Genomic DNA, 15,354 nt, shown 5'->3' on the forward strand with positions numbered 1-15,354 from the left:
CTGCATCGCGATGTGCTCTTCCGGCGTCAGGTCCAGGGCGCCGACGAAGTAGTCGGGCAGCGGCTGGCCGGGATGCGCGTCCAGCCATTCCTGGGCGACGCGCACGTATTGGGTGTCGACGCCCAGGCGCGACTGACGCGTGAATTTGAGGGAGTAGAACGGCTCGATGCCGGTCGACGTGTCGAGCATCGTCCCCACCGTGCCGGTGGGCGCCTGCGTGAGAACGGTCACGTTGCGGATCCCGTGCTGGCGGACGAGCTCCCTCACCTCTTCCGGCATGCGCCGCATGAACCCGGACTGGAGGAACTTCTCCGCGTCGAACGCCGGGAACGGCCCCTTCTCCTTGGCCAGGTCGACGGACGCCTTGTACGCTTCCACGGCGATGAAACGGTAGAGTTTATCCGTGAACGACACGGCCTCCGGCGAGCCGTAACGCAGGCCGAGCCGGATCAAAAGCTCCCCGAGCCCCAGGGTACCCGCCCCGATGCGGCGTTCGCGCATCTGGTTGCGGCGGTTCTCCTCGATGAAGTAGTGCGTGGCGTCGACGACGTTGTCCAGGAGCCGGACCAGGGTGCGCACCGAGTGACGCAGCTGATCCCAGTTCACGTCATGCTTGTCCGGGTCGTACATGCGCGCGAGGTTCACGTGGCCGAGGGTGCAGACGCCCCACGCCGGCAACGGCTGTTCGGCGCACGGGTTCGTGCAGATCAGCGGGTTGTAGTACCAGCTGTTCGAGTCCTTCTCATGGCGCGTCGAGAAGACGACGCCCGGTTCCGCGCTCTCCCAGGCCCCCTGGATGATCTCCTGCCACACCTTGCGGGCCGGCACCGTCTCGTACTCGACTTTGGGCAGGCCGAGCGCTTCCCACTTGTCGAAGTCGCCGTCCCAGATCTCGTTGTACTGCGGGTGCGTCGTGTCCGGGAACCAGAAGGTCCAGTCGCGGTCCTCCTTCACGGCGGCCATGAAGTCGTCCGTGATGCGCAGGCTGATGTTCGCGTTCTCGACCTTCCCGGGCACCTTCTTGCAATCGATGAACCGCTTCCAGTCCGGGTGGCGAATGTCCAGCTGCAACATCAACGCGCCGCGGCGCGAGCCGCCCTGCTCCACAAGGCCCGTGGCCAGGCTGTACAGCTCCATCCACGAGACGGCGCCGGAGCTACGGCCGTTGACCCCGCGGACGATGGCCCGGTAGGGACGCAGGCTGGACACATTGATGCCGACGCCGCCGCCGCGCGACATGATCTCGATCATCTGGCCGAGCGTCTCGACGATCCCCTGGCGGCTGTCCTTCGGGTTGGGCAGCACGTAGCAGTTGAAGAGCGTGAGCGGGATGCCCGTTCCCGCGCCGGCCCACACGCGGCCGCCCGGTACCACGCGCAACGCCGCGATCTCGTCGGCGAACGTGCGCTCCCACTTCCGGCGTGTCCTGGCATCCTTCTCCACGGCGGCCAGCCCGCGTGCGATGCGCTCCGCCACCTGGCGCAGGGAGGTCTCCACCGGACGGTCGCACTCGCGCCGGCGCCGGACGATCCGCCGGCCCTTGTCCGCGCCCGTGAGCAGCTCCAGCTCGACCCGGTCCTCGGCCTCGTCCACCTTCAGGACGCGCCCGAGTTCCTTCCTGGGCCACTTCGGGTCATCGTTCGTCTGTACGACGGCCAGCTCGCCCGGTTGAAACTGCCGCGACTGGTCCTTGATCGTGTACCGGTCGATGAAGATCTTCCACGACAGCTCCGTGGGCAATCCGCCGTACTGTTCTTCTTGCCGCTCCGACAAGGTCCGTCTCCTCCTGCCGCGCCCGCGCCGCACGACGCGAACATGTGTTCGTATTATACTCGCTTCAGGGCTGCTCCATCAACCGTTCGAGCTCTTCCTTGAAGCGCTGGATGTCCTTGAACTGCCGGTACACCGAGGCGAAGCGCACGTAGGCGACTTCGTCCAGCTTCCGGAGACGCTCCATGACCATCTCGCCGATCTCCTGCGACCGGACCTCCTTGTCCAACCGCCCGCGCAGCTCGCGCTCGATCTCTGCGACGATGCGCTCGATCGCCTCGTACGGCACCGGCCGCTTCTCGCAGGCGGTCACGATGCCGGCGAGGATCTTTTGCGGGTCGAACGCTTCGCGCCGCCCGTCCTTCTTGATGACGATCAGCGGCGCGAACTGGACCTTCTCGTACGTCGTGAAGCGCTGGCCGCACGCCGGGCACTCGCGCCGCCTCCGGATGACGGCGCCTTCCTCCGTGGGCCGGGACTCGAGCACCTTGCTGTCGGGATGGTCGCAAAACGGGCAGCGCATGCTCGTCCCCCCTGCCGGCGGCGACCGGCGACCTTCACGGGCCCCTCGCCCGCTTGAACGGTGCGGCGTCGCCCGACCTCCAGATATACCGGCTCCGTCATGATAAGCCACCTATATCTGGAGTGTCTAGCCGAAGTTTGGACGAATCCGGTCGAATTTCCTTCTGCAGGATGGGACGACCGTTCGACAAGACGTGCGCGCGCGGGATCGGAAAGGCGATGCCCGTCACGACCTCCGCGCCCACACCTCACCCGCGGGGACGGGCGACGGCGGCCTACACGAAGACACCGCATTCGACACGATGGGCGGGGGGACCGTCAGGTCCGCCCCGCCCACTGGCGCGCAATCCAAGCCGGCGGCTCAGGGCAGAGGCATGAAGGCGGCCAGCTGGGACCATTCGAGGACGGATTGCGGGAAGATGCCGAGGACCAGCACGCCCGCCGCCGCCACGGCCAGGCCGGCGACGAGCAGCGCGTCGGGACGCACCCGTTCCTGCCTGTCCTCGCCGCGCAGGTACATCTGGCGGATCAGCAGGAAGTAGTAGTAGGCCGAAATGCCGGTGTTGATGGCGATGAAGAGCGCCAGCCACGTCATGTGGCTCGAGATCGTCGCCTGGAAGAGCAGCAGCTTGCCCATGAAGCCGGCCGTCCACGGCAGGCCGAGCAGCGAAAGCGCGAACAGCGTCAGCAGCGCGGCCAACCAGGGAGAGCGCCGCGCGAGCCCCGTGAGGTCGTCGAGCGTCTCGCCTTCGCCCTGGCTCGACAGGGCCATCACCACGCCGAAGCCGCCGAGGTTCATGAACAGGTAGGCGAGGATGTAGAAGAGCACCGCCTGCAGCCCGAACGCCGTGCCGACCGCGATGCCCGCCAGCACGTAGCCGGCGTGCGCGACCGAAGAGTACGCGAGCAGGCGCTTCACGTTCTTCTGCCAGATGGCCGAGACGTTGCCGACCGTCATCGTCAGCGCGGACAGCACCGCCAGCGCCAGCTGCCAATCAGCGTGCAGCGGCGCGAGGCCCACGGCCACGACGCGAACGATGGCGGCGAGCGCGCCGCCCTTCGACACGAGCGAGAGGAACGCGGACACCGGCGTCGGCGCTCCCTCGTACACGTCCGGAGCCCACAGGTGGAACGGCACTGCCGCCACCTTGAACGCGAGCCCAGCCAGGACAAACAGCAGGGCCACCGCGGGCACGACGCCGGCGGCGCCCGACCACGGTCCAGCCGCCAGTGCGGAGGCGATGCCGGCCAACGACGTCGTGCCGGTGAGACCGAAGACCAGCGACAGCCCGAACAGCAGGAGCGCCGAGGCCGTCGCCCCGTTCAGGAAGTATTTGAGCGCCGCCTCCATGGAGAAGCGCTCGCCGACGAGGAAGCCGGCCAGGCCGTAGGACGCGAGCGACAGGGTCTCAAGGCCGACGTAGAACGAGATGATGTCGCCGGCGACGGCCATGAAGTCGGCGCCGGCCACGGCCATCAGGAGAAGCGCGTAGAACTCCGCCGCGGCCAGCCCGCGCGCGGCCACGTAGCGCGCGCCCGTCAGCACCACCACGAGCGCGGCCCCGATCAACACGGCCCGGAAGAACGTGCCGAAACCGTCCAGCACGACCATGCCGCCCAGCACCGGGCCCTGGCCGGCGCGCGCCGCGGCCGGCAGCAGCGCCAGCGCCACGACGAGCGCGGCGAGCGCCAGCACCTCCGCCGCGCGCGACCGGCGCCCGCCCGGCACGATCCCAAGCAGGAGAAGCGCCAGCGCGCCGGCGGCCAGGGCAAGCTCAGGCAGGATGCTCGTGAAGTTGTACATCGCCTACATTCCCCCCAATCGCTGCACCAGAGCCTGCACCGGCGCGTTGAGCCACGTCGTCAGGAGGTTCGGCGCCACGCCCAGCAGCAGGACGAACGCCGCCAGCGGCACGAGCGTGACCAGCTCCCGCGCGTTGATCTCCGGAATGCCGCGCTGCTCCTGGCGCACCGGGCCCATGAGGATGCGCTGCATCATCCAGAGGTTGAAGCCGGCCGTCAACAGGAGGCCCAGCGCCGCCGCGACGACCAGCTGCGGGAACACGGTCCACGAGCCGAGCAGCGTGTAGAACTCGGCGATGAAGCCGGAGAGGAACGGCAGGCCCAGGTTCGCGAACGCCGCGAAGGCCATGAACGTCGCCGCGAGCGGCATCACCGTGTACATGCCGCTGAAGCGTTCCATGTCCCGGGTGTGCAGGCGATCGTAGAAGACGCCGACCATGAGGAAGAGCATGGCAGAGATCAGCCCGTGGGACACCATCTGGAACACGGCGCCGTCCACGGCCGTGGGCGTCGCGGCGGCGAGCCCGATCAGCACGAAGCCCATGTGGTTCACGCTGGAGTACGCCACGAGCTTCTTCAGGTCTTTCTGCGCCAGCGCGGCGAAGGCGCCGTAGATGATGTTGATCACGCCGAGCAGCGCCAGCGTCCACGCGAAGGCGTGCGCCGCCTGCGGGAAGGCCGGCAGCGTGATCCGCAGGAGACCGTACGCGCCCAGCTTCAACAGCACGGCCGCGAGCATCACGCTGCCGGGCGTGGGCGCGTCCACGTGCGCGTCAGGCAGCCACGTGTGGAACGGCCACACCGGCACCTTCACGGCGAAGCCGATGAAGAAGGCGAGGAAGAGCCACCACTGCAGGTTCGCCGCAAGCGTGTGGCCGAGGCCGACGAGCTCGGGGATGGCGAACGTCTTCGCGCCGGTAAGGAAGTACAGCGCGAGGATGCCGACGAGCATCAGGAGGCTCGCGACCATCGTGTACAGGATGAACTTGATCGCGGAGTACTCCTTCCGGCCGTGCCCCCAGATCCCGATGATGAAGTACATCGGGATGAGGACGAGCTCCCAGAAGAGGTAGAACAGGATCAGGTCCTCGGCCGCGAACACGCCGAGCACGCCGGTCTGCAAAAGAAGCAACAGGATGAAGTACTCCTTGACCCGCGTCTCGATGCCGAAGCTGGCGATCACGGCGATGAGGCCGACGACGGCCGACAGGGCGAGCATCGCGAGGCTGATGCCGTCGGCGCCAAGGAAATACGAGACACCGATGCTGGGGATCCAGGTCGCGCGCTCCACGAGTTGCAGGTTGGGGTCGCCGAAGCGGAACTGCGCCGCGCCCCATGCGATGGCCAGCGCCGGAACGGCCATGAATACGGTGGCCAGCGTGCGCAACGCGCGGGTGTTCTCCGCCCGGACCAGGAGAAGCGCCAGCGCGCCGACGACCGGGGCGAAGACGGCGATGCTGAGAATCGGTGCGTTCACCGCTTAGCCTCCCATCCCGAGGTACACGGCCAGCCCGACGAGCACGGCGCCGGCCATCGTCAGCATGTACGCCTGGGCGTCGCCCACCGCGGCGCGCCGCGCCGCCTGGCCCAGCGCTCCCGTCAGCCAGGCCACGCCGTTGACGATGCCGTCGACGACGTACTTGTCGAAGAAGCCGACGATGCGCCCGACGATCAGGCCCAGGCCGGTGAGCCCGAGGGTGATGTGGTCGAAGTACCACTTCTGCTTGAAGAGCACGTACAACGGCTTGAGCGCGCGGATCAGGTCGCGCCGCAGCGCCGGACGGCCGGCCGCGTAGATGGCGAGGCCGAGCGCCAGCCCGGCGAGCGCCATGGCGATCGTGGAGGCGGCGGCGAACTGGTTCGCGGCCACCTCGTGCTCGCCGGGCAACTGGATGAACCGCTGTAGCGCGTAGCCGAACCGCGGCGAGCCGAGCCAGCCGAAGAACACGGCCGGCACGGCCAGGATGACGAGCGGGCCGACCATGATCGCCGGCGACTCGTGCGCGTGCGCATGCAGATGCGCGTCGCGCGGCGCGCCGAAGAACGTCAGCCAGATGCCGCGCATCACGTAGTACGCCGTCATGCCGGCCGTGACCACGCCGATCCAGAAGAGCGCCGGATTCGCGTGGAAGGCTGCCAAGAGCACCTCATCCTTGGAGAAGTAGCCGGAGAGCGGCGGGATGCCCGCCAGGGCCAGGCCGCCGATGACGAACGTCACCGTGGTCCACGGAAGCTTCCGCCACAGGCCGCCCATCCTGTGCATGTTCTGCTCCCCGCCCGCCGCGTGGATCACGCTGCCGGAGCCGAGGAACAGGAGCGCTTTGAAGAACGCGTGCGAGAGAAGGTGGAACAGGGCCGCCGCGTAGCCGAACACGCCCAGCCCCAGCATCATGTACCCGAGCTGAGACATGGTCGAGTACGCGAGCATCTTCTTGATGTCCACCTGGACGGTGGCCATCGTCGCCGCGAGCAGCGCCGTCAGGCCGCCGATCCACGCCACGACCTGCAGCGCCGTGCCGGACGCTTCGAACACCGGGTAGGTCCGCGCCACGAGGAACACGCCCGCCGCGACCATCGTGGCCGCGTGGATGAGGGCGCTGACGGGCGTCGGGCCGGCCATGGCGTCTGGAAGCCAGACGTGGAGCGGCACCTGCGCCGACTTGCCCACCGCGCCGGTGAAGATCAGCAGCGCCGCGACCGTGGCCACGCCCGCGCCCCACGACGGGGCGGACTCGTTGATCGTCGCGAAGTTCAGGCTGTGCGCGTGCCAAAAGACGACGAAAATGCCGATGAGGAGGCCGATGTCGCCCAAGCGGGTGACGAGGAACGACTTCGTCGCCGCGCGGGCATTGTCGAGATCCTCGTACCAGTGGCCGATGAGCAGGTAGGAGCAGAGGCCCATGATCTCCCAGGCCGCAAAGAACAGGAGGAAGTTGTCCGCCAGCACCACGGCCAGCATGCTGGCCACGAACAGGTTCACGTTGGCGAAGAACCGGTTGTACTTCGCGTCCCCGTGCAGGTACCCGACGGAGTAGATCTCCACCATGAGGCTGACGACGGTGACCATCGCCAGCATGGCGGCCTCCAGCGGGCCGACCCGGAAGCCCATGTCGAAGTGGAGATCGCCGATCTGGAGCCAGGAGAACGAAGCCGCGGCCCCCGCGCCCCCCAGGACCTGCGCCAGCACGCCGAGGCTGAGCCCGGCGGCCGCCGCCATGAGCACGACGCCGACCCACGCGGTGTACGCGCCGAGGGCGCGGCCAAAAAAGACTTGGGCCACGTAGGCCGCGAGGGGCAGAAGCGGAATCACCCAAGCGTTTTGGACCACGTCGATCAGCCTTTCAAGTCGTGGATGTCCGGGACCTCGATCGTGCGGCGCTTACGTGCGAGAAGCAGCACGATCGCGAGGCCGATCGCGGCCTCCGCGGCCGCCACGGTGATCACGAACACGGTGAAGACCTGGCCGCCCACGAGGGCGCCCTGCAGGTACCGCGCAAACGCGACAAGGTTCAGGTTGACCGCGTTCAGCATCAGCTCGATGCCCATGAGCACCATGATGGCGTTGGATCGGCGCAGCGCGCCGAAGAGCCCCATCGCGAAGAGCACGGCCGACACGATCAGGAACGCTTGAACGGGAATCACGGCCAAAACTTGGCGCCTCCCCTCTCCTCGGCTTCGGTCTCCCGCTCGGCGGCGGGAGCGAGGCGAGGCACGTCGCGGGCATCTCTCTTCGTCAGCACGATGGCGCCGACCATGGCCGCGAGCAGCAGCAGCGAGGCGACTTCAAACGGCACCAGGTACGTGCTGAACAGCGCGCGCCCGATCACGCCCGTGCTGCCCAGCGCCGTCGTGTCGTGCAGGAGCGGGTGCACCGCCTCGGGCGCGCCCTTGAGCGGCGCCGCCGCCCACCGCACGGAGCCGTAGGCGATGAGCACGAGCGCCAGGACGCCGGCGCTGACGAGCGCCGGCAGCGAACCGTAACGCTTCGACAGGAGCCGCGACACGAAGCTGGCCTCGCGGTCCCCCACCAGGGCCGGCACGTCGGAGAGCATGATGGCGAAGATGATGACCGTCATCACGGCGCCGACGTACACCAGAACCTGCACGACGGCCAGAAACTCGGACTCCAGCATCAGGAAGAACCCGGCGACGCCGACGAGCGCCGTCGCCAGGTACAGGGCGGCGTGCGTGATGAGCGGCGTGCTGACCACCTTGTACGCCGAGTACAGCACCATGCCCGTCAGCGCGGCGAACGCGAGCCAGGCGCCGCTCATACCTTCTGACCTCCCGCGATGCGCACGGAGCGCGACGTTTTCCACAGCGCCGCCAATTCGTCCATGGTGAAGTACAGGTCCTCGATGGCGTACGCCGAAAGCTCGGCGTCCTCGGACATCTCCAAGGCGTCGAAGGGGCAGGCCTCGACGCACAGGTTGCAGACCATGCAGCGGGACAGGTCCAGGTCGAACTTGGCCGGCCACTGCTTGCGGCGGCCGTCCTCCCCGATGTACGACTCCACGAAGATGATCGCCGGCGGGCAGGAGCGGGCGCAGAGGCCGCACGCCGTGCAGTTCAGCTTCCCGGACTCCTCGTTCACCTTGAGGACGGGGATGCTCCGGAACCCCGTCGGGTGCGGCACCGGCTCATCCGGGTAATGGATCGTCATCGGCTTGCGAAACAATTCACGAAGCGTGACAAGGTGCCCCTTGGCCATCGTCACCGCGGTGCGCGCCAGCTGATTCACGAGACCCATTGCGACGTCACCTCACCACGACGAGATAGAGGCCTGTGGCCGCGATGTTGACCAGCGAGACCGGCAGGAGGAACTTCCATCCGAGGTCCATGAGCTGGTCGATGCGCACGCGCGGCAGCGTCCAGCGGATCCACATGCCGACGAAGACCAGGAAGTACGTCTTGATCAGGAGCCAGGCCCAGCCGGGCAACCAGGGGCCGTGCCAGCCGCCGAGGAAGACGATGGCGGCGAGCGCCGAGCTCGTCAAAAGGTTCGTGTACTCCGCGAAGAAGAACATCGACCAGCGGATGCCGGAGTACTCGGTGTGGTAGCCGGCGACGAGCTCCGATTCCGCCTCGGCCAGGTCGAACGGGGTCCGGTTCAGCTCCGCCACGGAACTGATGTAGAAAACCAGGAACGCGAGGATCTGCGGCACGATCAGCCACATGTGCCGCTGCTTCTCGACGATCGCGCTCAGGTTCAGGGTGCCCGTGGCCAGGGCCACCGCCACGAGCGCCATCGCCATCGGGATCTCGTAGCTGAAGAGCTGCGCGCCCGCGCGCATCGCGCCGATCAGCGAGTACTTGTCGTTCGAGCCCCAGCCGGCCATGAAGATCGACAGCAGCGTGAACGACGTCACGGCCGTGATGAAGATCAGGCCGACGTTGAAGTCCTCGACCACCAGATGCGGCCCGAAGGGCAGCACCCAGAACACGAGGAACGCCGGCGCGAAGGCCACCGAAGGCGCCAGCCACCACATCCAGCGGTCGCCGCGCCGGGGCACGAAGTCCTCCTTGGCAAGAAGCTTGATGATGTCGGCGACCGACTGCAGGAGACCGGCCGGACCGCCGACGCGCAGGGGCCCGACGCGGTTCTGCATGTGGCCCGACACCTTGCGTTCCAGCCAGATCAGGACGGCGGCGTTCAGGGACACGAACGCGATGACAATAACGGTCTTGACGATCGCAAGGATCGTCGTCCAGAGCCAGGGGGCGATCCAATCCGGCTGCATCAACGGTCGACCTCCCCCAGGATGATGTCGATGGTTCCTAGGGAGGCGATCAGGTCGGCGATCTTCTCCCCGCGGGTCATGTAGTCGAGCAGTTGCAGGTTCACGAAGGACGGCGCCCGCCACTTCATGCGGTACGGCGTGAGGCCGCCCGTGCTGACGAGCCACAGGCCGAGCTCGCCGCGCGGGCTCTCCACGCGCACGTACCAGTCGCCCTCAGGCACCTTGATCACGCGGGGCGTCTTCGGCGAGAACACTTCCCCGGGCGGCAGCATGTCCAGGCACTGCCGGATGATCTTGATGGACTCGACCATTTCCTTCATGCGGACGGTGGCCCGGTCCAGGTTGTCGCCGTTCTTGCCGACGGGGATGTCGAACTCGCAGCGGTCATAGACGCCGTAACGCTCCACGCGGCGGACGTCGTACGGCACGCCGGAGGCCCGCAGCATGGGGCCGCTCGCGCCGTAGGCGATGGCGACCTCCTTCGGCACGACGCCGACGCCCTCGCTCCGCACCCGGAAGATCTCGTTCTCGTAAAGAAGGTCCATATACGCCGGGTAGGCCTCGCGCTCGAAGTAGTCCAGGTAGTCGCGCAGCTCGGACACCCAGGCGTCCGACACGTCGTTGCGCAGCCCGCCGATGCGGAAGTACGAGTACAGCTGGCGCGCGCCGGTCGCCTTCTCGAACAGGTCGTAGGCCCACTCGCGGTCGCGCAGCGCGTACAGGAACGGCGTGAACGCGCCGATGTCCATGGCGTACGTGCCGAACCACATCTGATGGCTGACGAGGCGGTTGAGCTCCGCGAAGACCGTGCGCAGCACCTGGGCGCGCTCGGTCAGCTCGATGCCCATCCCCTCTTCCACGGCGCGGCACACGAGCCACTCGTTGAAGATGGCCGACAGATAGTCGTTGCGATCGGCGAACGGGACGATCTGCGGGTAGTGCCACGACTCGACGATCTTCTCCCAGTTGCGGTGCAGGTAACCGATGTCCGGGTCGGCCTTGAGCACCGTCTCGCCGTCGAGGGTCGTGACGACGCGCAACACGCCGTGCGTGCTGGGGTGCTGCGGGCCGAGGTTGATCGTCAGGGGCTGCACGGTCCCCTCGCGGGTCGCGCTCGCCGCACTTTCCACCGTGTAAACGCCTTCGATTTCGGGATGTTCCGCCACGACGCGCACCCCCTTCAGCGCGGCCGGACCAGGCGCTGCCGCTTCGGACGACGGTCGACGAACGACTTCCGCAAGGGATGGCCGCCCTGGTACGTCTCCGGCAGGAGGATGCGGCGCAGGTCCGGATGACCGCGGAAACGCACGCCGAGCAGGTCGTACGCCTCGCGCTCGTGCCAGTTGGCGGTCGGCCAGAGGTCCGTCACGCTGTCCACCTCGGGCTGCTCGTCGCCCTCGTACGGCAGGCGGACCTTGACCACGATCCGCACGTTCGGATCGTCGAGGTTGAACAGGTGGTAAGCCACCTCGATGGCATCCTTCCAGTCGACGGCGGCCAGGCACGACAGGTAGTTGCAGCGCACGCCGTCCATGTCGCGCAGGGCGGCGAGCACGTCGTGCGCGCGCTCCGGCGCGACGCGCAGGCCAAGAGCCCCGTGGACGCGCTCGTCCCGCTCGACATCCGGCAGCTCTTTCTTGATGCGGTCAAACAGCGCTTGCAGTTCGGGCGCGAGCGGAGCCGGCTGCGGGCTCTGCTCCTTGCGCCGCGTCGCCGCGGCCGCCCCGGCGCCCTTCGGCTTCGGCCGGTCGCCCTCCGGCGGCTGAGCAGCATTCGCGCCGCCCGTGGCGGCGCTTTGCACCTGATCCTCCTCCATGGCCATCCCTCGCACTCGCCGAGATTGCAAACTGCGCCGGCCGCGCCGTCAGCGGCCGGCAGGCAACGAGGCGCGCCGGATCTTCTCTTGCAGGAGCAGAACCCCGTGCAGGAGAGCCTCCGGGGACGGCGGGCACCCGGGCACGTAGACGTCGACCGGGACGATTTTGTCCACGCCGTCGACGACGTTGTACCCCGTGTGGTACGGGCCGCCGTTGGAGGCGCAGCCGCCCATGGCGACGACCCAGCGCGGTTCGGCCATCTGCTCGTACAACTGGCGGATGACGGGCGCCATCTTCTCCGTCACCGTGCCGGCGACGAACATCAGGTCCGACTGCCGGGGCGACGCGCGCGGGATCATGCCGAATCGGTCGAAGTCAAAACGCGGGCCGCCCGTGTGCATCATCTCGATGGCGCAGCAGGCGATGCCGAACGTCATGTACCAGACGGAGTTGGCGCGGCTCCAGTTGATGAGCGCCTGCGCGTTGGTCGTGAAGACGCCCGGAAGGTGCTGCCAGACGGGCGGCAGGCGTTCGGAGTCGTGCCCCTCGACGGCCGGCGCCACTCCGGCACGCGCCTCGCCGGAGACGGGCCGCCACCATTCCGCAGGACGCAAGCGGCGCTTCAGATCCATGTCAATACCTTCTTCTTCCAGGCGTAGACCAAACCGACGATCAGCATGGCGATGAACACCAGAGCCTCACCGAACGCGACAAGCGGGTTCAGGTCCCGGAAGACGACAGCCCATGGAAAAAGGAAAAGACCCTCGACGTCGAACACCAGGAACACGAGGGCGAAGATGTAATAGTGAATGTGATACCGTACACGAGCGTCGCCAATCGGGACGATGCCGCTCTCGTACGAGACCTCTTTCAGCGGGTCCGGATAGTCGCGCCGGAACAGCTTGGACAAGAGGACGTTGACGAGCGGGAACGTGAACCCGGCCAGAAGGAACACGACAAGGTCGACATATAACGGCATGGAGTGTCCCCCGTTCGATCGCCGGGGTCATTATATCGGACGCCCAAAACAGCGTCAATTTAAGGAACAAGCCTCCGCCGCGGCCGTCTTGGGAGGCGTTATGTCAACTACGCCGCCGCGCGCCCCGTGTCCACATTTGTCAAGCCCCCTCTAGGGAAAAGAAGGAAACCTTTCAAGCGCGGCGTATAATGTCCCGCAAACCGCGTCGACAGACAGTCACTCGGCGACAAGGGCAAACCCGTCGAAAGGCGGGGACGCAAAGCCTGGAGTCTACGGCCCCGAGGGCTATGATCGTCCGGCTGCCGTCCGATCGCGCGTTCGCCTTTCCCTTCGGCGCCCGCCTCGGCATCCGGCCGAGCGGGCGCGCTGCTTTTGGGCACGGCCTCGTCGGGCGGCGGCAGCAGAAGGGAGGAGCGCGCGTGACGACGACCACCACTGACGACAAGCGGGCGCAGGGCGCCGCGTACTTCAAGAGCCGGCTGCCCATCGCCGCCCTGCACGCCTGGTCCGCGTGGCGGCGCGAGGCCGAGGAAGCGAGCGACGCCTCCGCGTTCGTTCAGGCGAGCAACGCCCTGAGCGCGGCGTACGCGGCGATCCGCGACTACGCGAGCGGCCGCGAGCAGTTGGAGGCCGCCCTTGCGGCGGCGGAGGACGCCACCGTCTCCGCGGAGGACCGTGCCAAGGTGCACCTGAACCTGGCCCTCACCCTGTACCAGACGGGCTACCTCGACGGCGCACTGGCCGCGGCTCTCGAAGCGTGGGAGACGTGCGGCCTCGGGGCGACGCTCACGCTCGCCGCCCAGGTGCAGGTCTCGCTCTCCGGCATCCACATCGCGCGGGAGGATTGGGAGGCGGCGGACCGCGCGGCCCGCGCGGCGTGCGCGCTGGCCGACCTGACCCACGCCACGCGCCTGCGCTCCCGGGCCCTCCACAACCTCGCGATGGTCCTCCTCCAGAACGGCCGGCCGGAGGACGCCGAAGACGCCCTCGTCGAGGCCATCCGGCTGGCGAACGCCGAGGGCCAGGTCGCGGACGTGGCCTCCCACCTGACGGAGCTCGCGCACGTGAAGCTGCGCGGCGGGGAGCCGCACGCGGCGCTGGAGCTCGGCACGCGAGCCCTCGACACGTTGTGGGCGAACGTGGGCGTGCTGGACGAAGCGGAGGTCGCGCGCCTCAGCCGGCTGTTCGGCCTCGTCGCGTCGGCGGCCGGCGAGCGCGAACAGGCCATCGTCTGGCTCAACCGCGCGGCCGCGTACTACGCGCAGTCCGGTCTGATGTCGGCGTGGAAGGAGGTCAGCGAGCTTCTCGGGGAGGTCCTGTCCCGCGGGCACTCCCTCCGGACGCAGCGCCTGCACATTCCCTCCCGCACGCGCGACCGCATCCACTACCTGACCACGCTGCTCTCGCTTTCGGACTCCATCAGCAGCGTGCAGCCGCGCCTGGGGCTCCACTCCTCGCTGGTCACGCACTACGCCCTCCGCCTTGGAGAGGCGATGTCCCTCCCTTCGGACGAACTCCTCGCGCTCAGCCACGCCGGCCGCTTCCACGACATCGGGAAGATCGTCGTCGCCCTCCCGCCGTTCCCGCGTCGCGAGGACGTCATCCGGCGACCCGAGGACGAGCGCATCCTGCTCCACCCGAAGACCGGCCACGAGATGCTCGCCATGTTCCCCCTGCCCGCCGGCGTTCTCGAGACGGTGCGGTCGCACCACGAGCGCTGGGACGGCCAGGGCTATCCCGACGGCCTCGCCGGCGGCGCCATCCCGCGCACGGCGCGCGTGCTGGCCGTCGCCAACCTCTACATCGCGCTGACGTACGATGTCCACCCGACTCCGGCCTACCCGCACGACGAGGCGTTGCGCCTCGTCGCGGCAGAGGCCGGGGCGGGGCTGGATCCGGCCGCGGCGGACGCGTTCCTGCGCCTGCACGAGGCCGAAACCGACGCCGGAAAGGAGGGAAGACCATGAAGCGCTTCCTGGCTTCGGTCGCGCTGGCGCTCGTCCTCGCCGTCTGGGCTGGCGCCGGGGCATCCGTGGCATGGGCCGCGCCCGCGCATCACGGGACGCACTCGGCCCATCCTCAGCACGGGCCCATGGTATCCGACTTCGTGTGGTGACCCGGCACCCACGCGCGAACGCCCGGGCTTGCAGCACCGGGCGTTCGCGTGCCTCCGGGCTTGTCCGCTAATTGCTAGAATGAGCCCATGGGCGCTTTCGCGCTGCTCGACGAGTTCATGTCGGCGTACGGGTACTGGGCGCTCTTCGCCGCGCTCGCGCTGGAGAGCCTGGCCATGCCCGTCTTCAGCGAGATCATCCTGGCCTATGCCGGCTACCTCGTGGCCATCGGGCACCTCTCGTTCTGGCCCGCCCTCGCGACGTCCGTCCTCGGCACGATCATCGGCTCTTCCGTGGCGTACGCCGTCGGCCTGCGCGGCGGGCGGCCGCTGCTGGAACGGTTCGGCCGGCGCTGGCTGCCGGCCGACAAGGTCGACGCCTTCGAGGCGCGGCTGAACCGCTCGCTGGGCGCGGCCGTGTTCGCGGGGCGCCTGCTGTCCGGCGTCCGCTCGGTGTCCTCGTACCTGGGCGGCGTGTTCCGGCTGCCCTTCGGGCCGTTCCTCTTCTACACCACGCTGGGCGCGATCGTCTGGTCGGCCGGGATCATCCTGGCGGGCATGGCGCTCGGGGAGCGCTGGGACGACGTGGTGACCGCCATGCACACGTGG

General features: G+C 68.2%; 16 protein-coding genes and 1 riboswitch. Of the genes, 3 read left to right on the plus strand and 13 right to left on the minus strand.

Annotated features, from left to right (window positions below; genetic code table 11):
* The 13 genes from IRZ18_04460 to IRZ18_04520 all read right to left on the minus strand — a co-directional run.
* A partial coding sequence (locus tag IRZ18_04460) for an adenosylcobalamin-dependent ribonucleoside-diphosphate reductase (protein MBX5476360.1) occupies positions 1-1,740 on the minus strand: 1,740 nt, incomplete at its 3' end.
* Positions 1,741-1,837: 97 nt separating this feature from the next.
* On the minus strand, positions 1,838-2,293 hold the full coding sequence (gene nrdR, locus IRZ18_04465; GenBank protein MBX5476361.1) for a transcriptional repressor NrdR: 456 nt from the start codon (positions 2,291-2,293) through the stop codon (positions 1,838-1,840).
* A 360-nt stretch (positions 2,294-2,653) separates the two neighbouring features.
* Positions 2,654-4,096 carry an NADH-quinone oxidoreductase subunit N gene (locus tag IRZ18_04470; protein MBX5476362.1) on the minus strand — a complete coding sequence of 481 codons (1,443 nt, stop codon included), beginning with the start codon at positions 4,094-4,096 and terminating at the stop codon, positions 2,654-2,656.
* Between the two features lie 3 nt (positions 4,097-4,099).
* A complete protein-coding gene (locus IRZ18_04475; GenBank protein MBX5476363.1) occupies positions 4,100-5,572 on the minus strand; it encodes an NADH-quinone oxidoreductase subunit M in 1,473 nt (490 codons plus the stop codon).
* Positions 5,573-5,575: 3 nt separating this feature from the next.
* On the minus strand, positions 5,576-7,423 hold the full coding sequence (nuoL, locus tag IRZ18_04480) for an NADH-quinone oxidoreductase subunit L (protein MBX5476364.1): 1,848 nt from the start codon (positions 7,421-7,423) through the stop codon (positions 5,576-5,578).
* Between the two features lie 5 nt (positions 7,424-7,428).
* Complete coding sequence (gene nuoK / locus IRZ18_04485; GenBank protein ID MBX5476365.1) at positions 7,429-7,737, minus strand: NADH-quinone oxidoreductase subunit NuoK; 309 nt, start codon at positions 7,735-7,737, stop codon at positions 7,429-7,431.
* Entirely contained in the window at positions 7,734-8,369 is a 636-nt protein-coding gene (locus IRZ18_04490) for an NADH-quinone oxidoreductase subunit J (GenBank protein MBX5476366.1), read from the minus strand. Before IRZ18_04490 ends, nuoK begins: the two co-directional genes overlap by 4 nt.
* The gene (locus IRZ18_04495) at positions 8,366-8,845 is read right to left on the minus strand and encodes an NADH-quinone oxidoreductase subunit I (protein MBX5476367.1); all 480 of its coding nucleotides are present in this window, start codon (positions 8,843-8,845) and stop codon (positions 8,366-8,368) included. Before IRZ18_04495 ends, IRZ18_04490 begins: the two co-directional genes overlap by 4 nt.
* Before the next feature lie 7 nt (positions 8,846-8,852).
* Positions 8,853-9,836, minus strand: coding sequence for an NADH-quinone oxidoreductase subunit NuoH (gene nuoH / locus IRZ18_04500; protein ID MBX5476368.1), 984 nt, complete (start codon positions 9,834-9,836; stop codon positions 8,853-8,855).
* A complete protein-coding gene (locus IRZ18_04505) occupies positions 9,836-10,966 on the minus strand; it encodes an NADH-quinone oxidoreductase subunit D (GenBank protein ID MBX5476369.1) in 1,131 nt (376 codons plus the stop codon). The genes nuoH and IRZ18_04505 overlap by 1 nt, the downstream gene beginning before the upstream one ends.
* A gap of 50 nt (positions 10,967-11,016) precedes the next feature.
* Positions 11,017-11,652 (minus strand): NADH-quinone oxidoreductase subunit C, encoded by a 636-nt coding sequence (locus tag IRZ18_04510; GenBank protein MBX5476370.1) that lies wholly within the window; start codon positions 11,650-11,652, stop codon positions 11,017-11,019.
* 48 nt (positions 11,653-11,700) lie between these two features.
* Positions 11,701-12,285 (minus strand): NADH-quinone oxidoreductase subunit B, encoded by a 585-nt coding sequence (locus tag IRZ18_04515; protein MBX5476371.1) that lies wholly within the window; start codon positions 12,283-12,285, stop codon positions 11,701-11,703.
* Positions 12,276-12,632, minus strand: a complete 357-nt coding sequence (locus tag IRZ18_04520) for an NADH-quinone oxidoreductase subunit A (protein ID MBX5476372.1) — start codon at positions 12,630-12,632, stop codon at positions 12,276-12,278. Before IRZ18_04520 ends, IRZ18_04515 begins: the two co-directional genes overlap by 10 nt.
* Before the next feature lie 221 nt (positions 12,633-12,853).
* A riboswitch (cyclic di-GMP riboswitch) is annotated at positions 12,854-12,939 on the plus strand.
* Between the two features lie 112 nt (positions 12,940-13,051).
* Here IRZ18_04520 and IRZ18_04525 point away from each other — a divergent pair.
* From IRZ18_04525 to IRZ18_04535, 3 genes are all read left to right on the plus strand, one after another.
* Positions 13,052-14,599, plus strand: a complete 1,548-nt coding sequence (locus IRZ18_04525) for an HD domain-containing protein (GenBank protein ID MBX5476373.1) — start codon at positions 13,052-13,054, stop codon at positions 14,597-14,599.
* Positions 14,596-14,748 (plus strand): hypothetical protein, encoded by a 153-nt coding sequence (locus tag IRZ18_04530; GenBank protein MBX5476374.1) that lies wholly within the window; start codon positions 14,596-14,598, stop codon positions 14,746-14,748. The genes IRZ18_04525 and IRZ18_04530 overlap by 4 nt, the downstream gene beginning before the upstream one ends.
* Before the next feature lie 87 nt (positions 14,749-14,835).
* A partial coding sequence (locus tag IRZ18_04535) for a DedA family protein (protein ID MBX5476375.1) occupies positions 14,836-15,354 on the plus strand: 519 nt, incomplete at its 3' end.

Source organism: Clostridia bacterium, assembly GCA_019683875.1.
In the GTDB taxonomy this organism is placed as follows: domain Bacteria; phylum Bacillota; class Sulfobacillia; order RBS10-35; family Bu92; genus Bu92.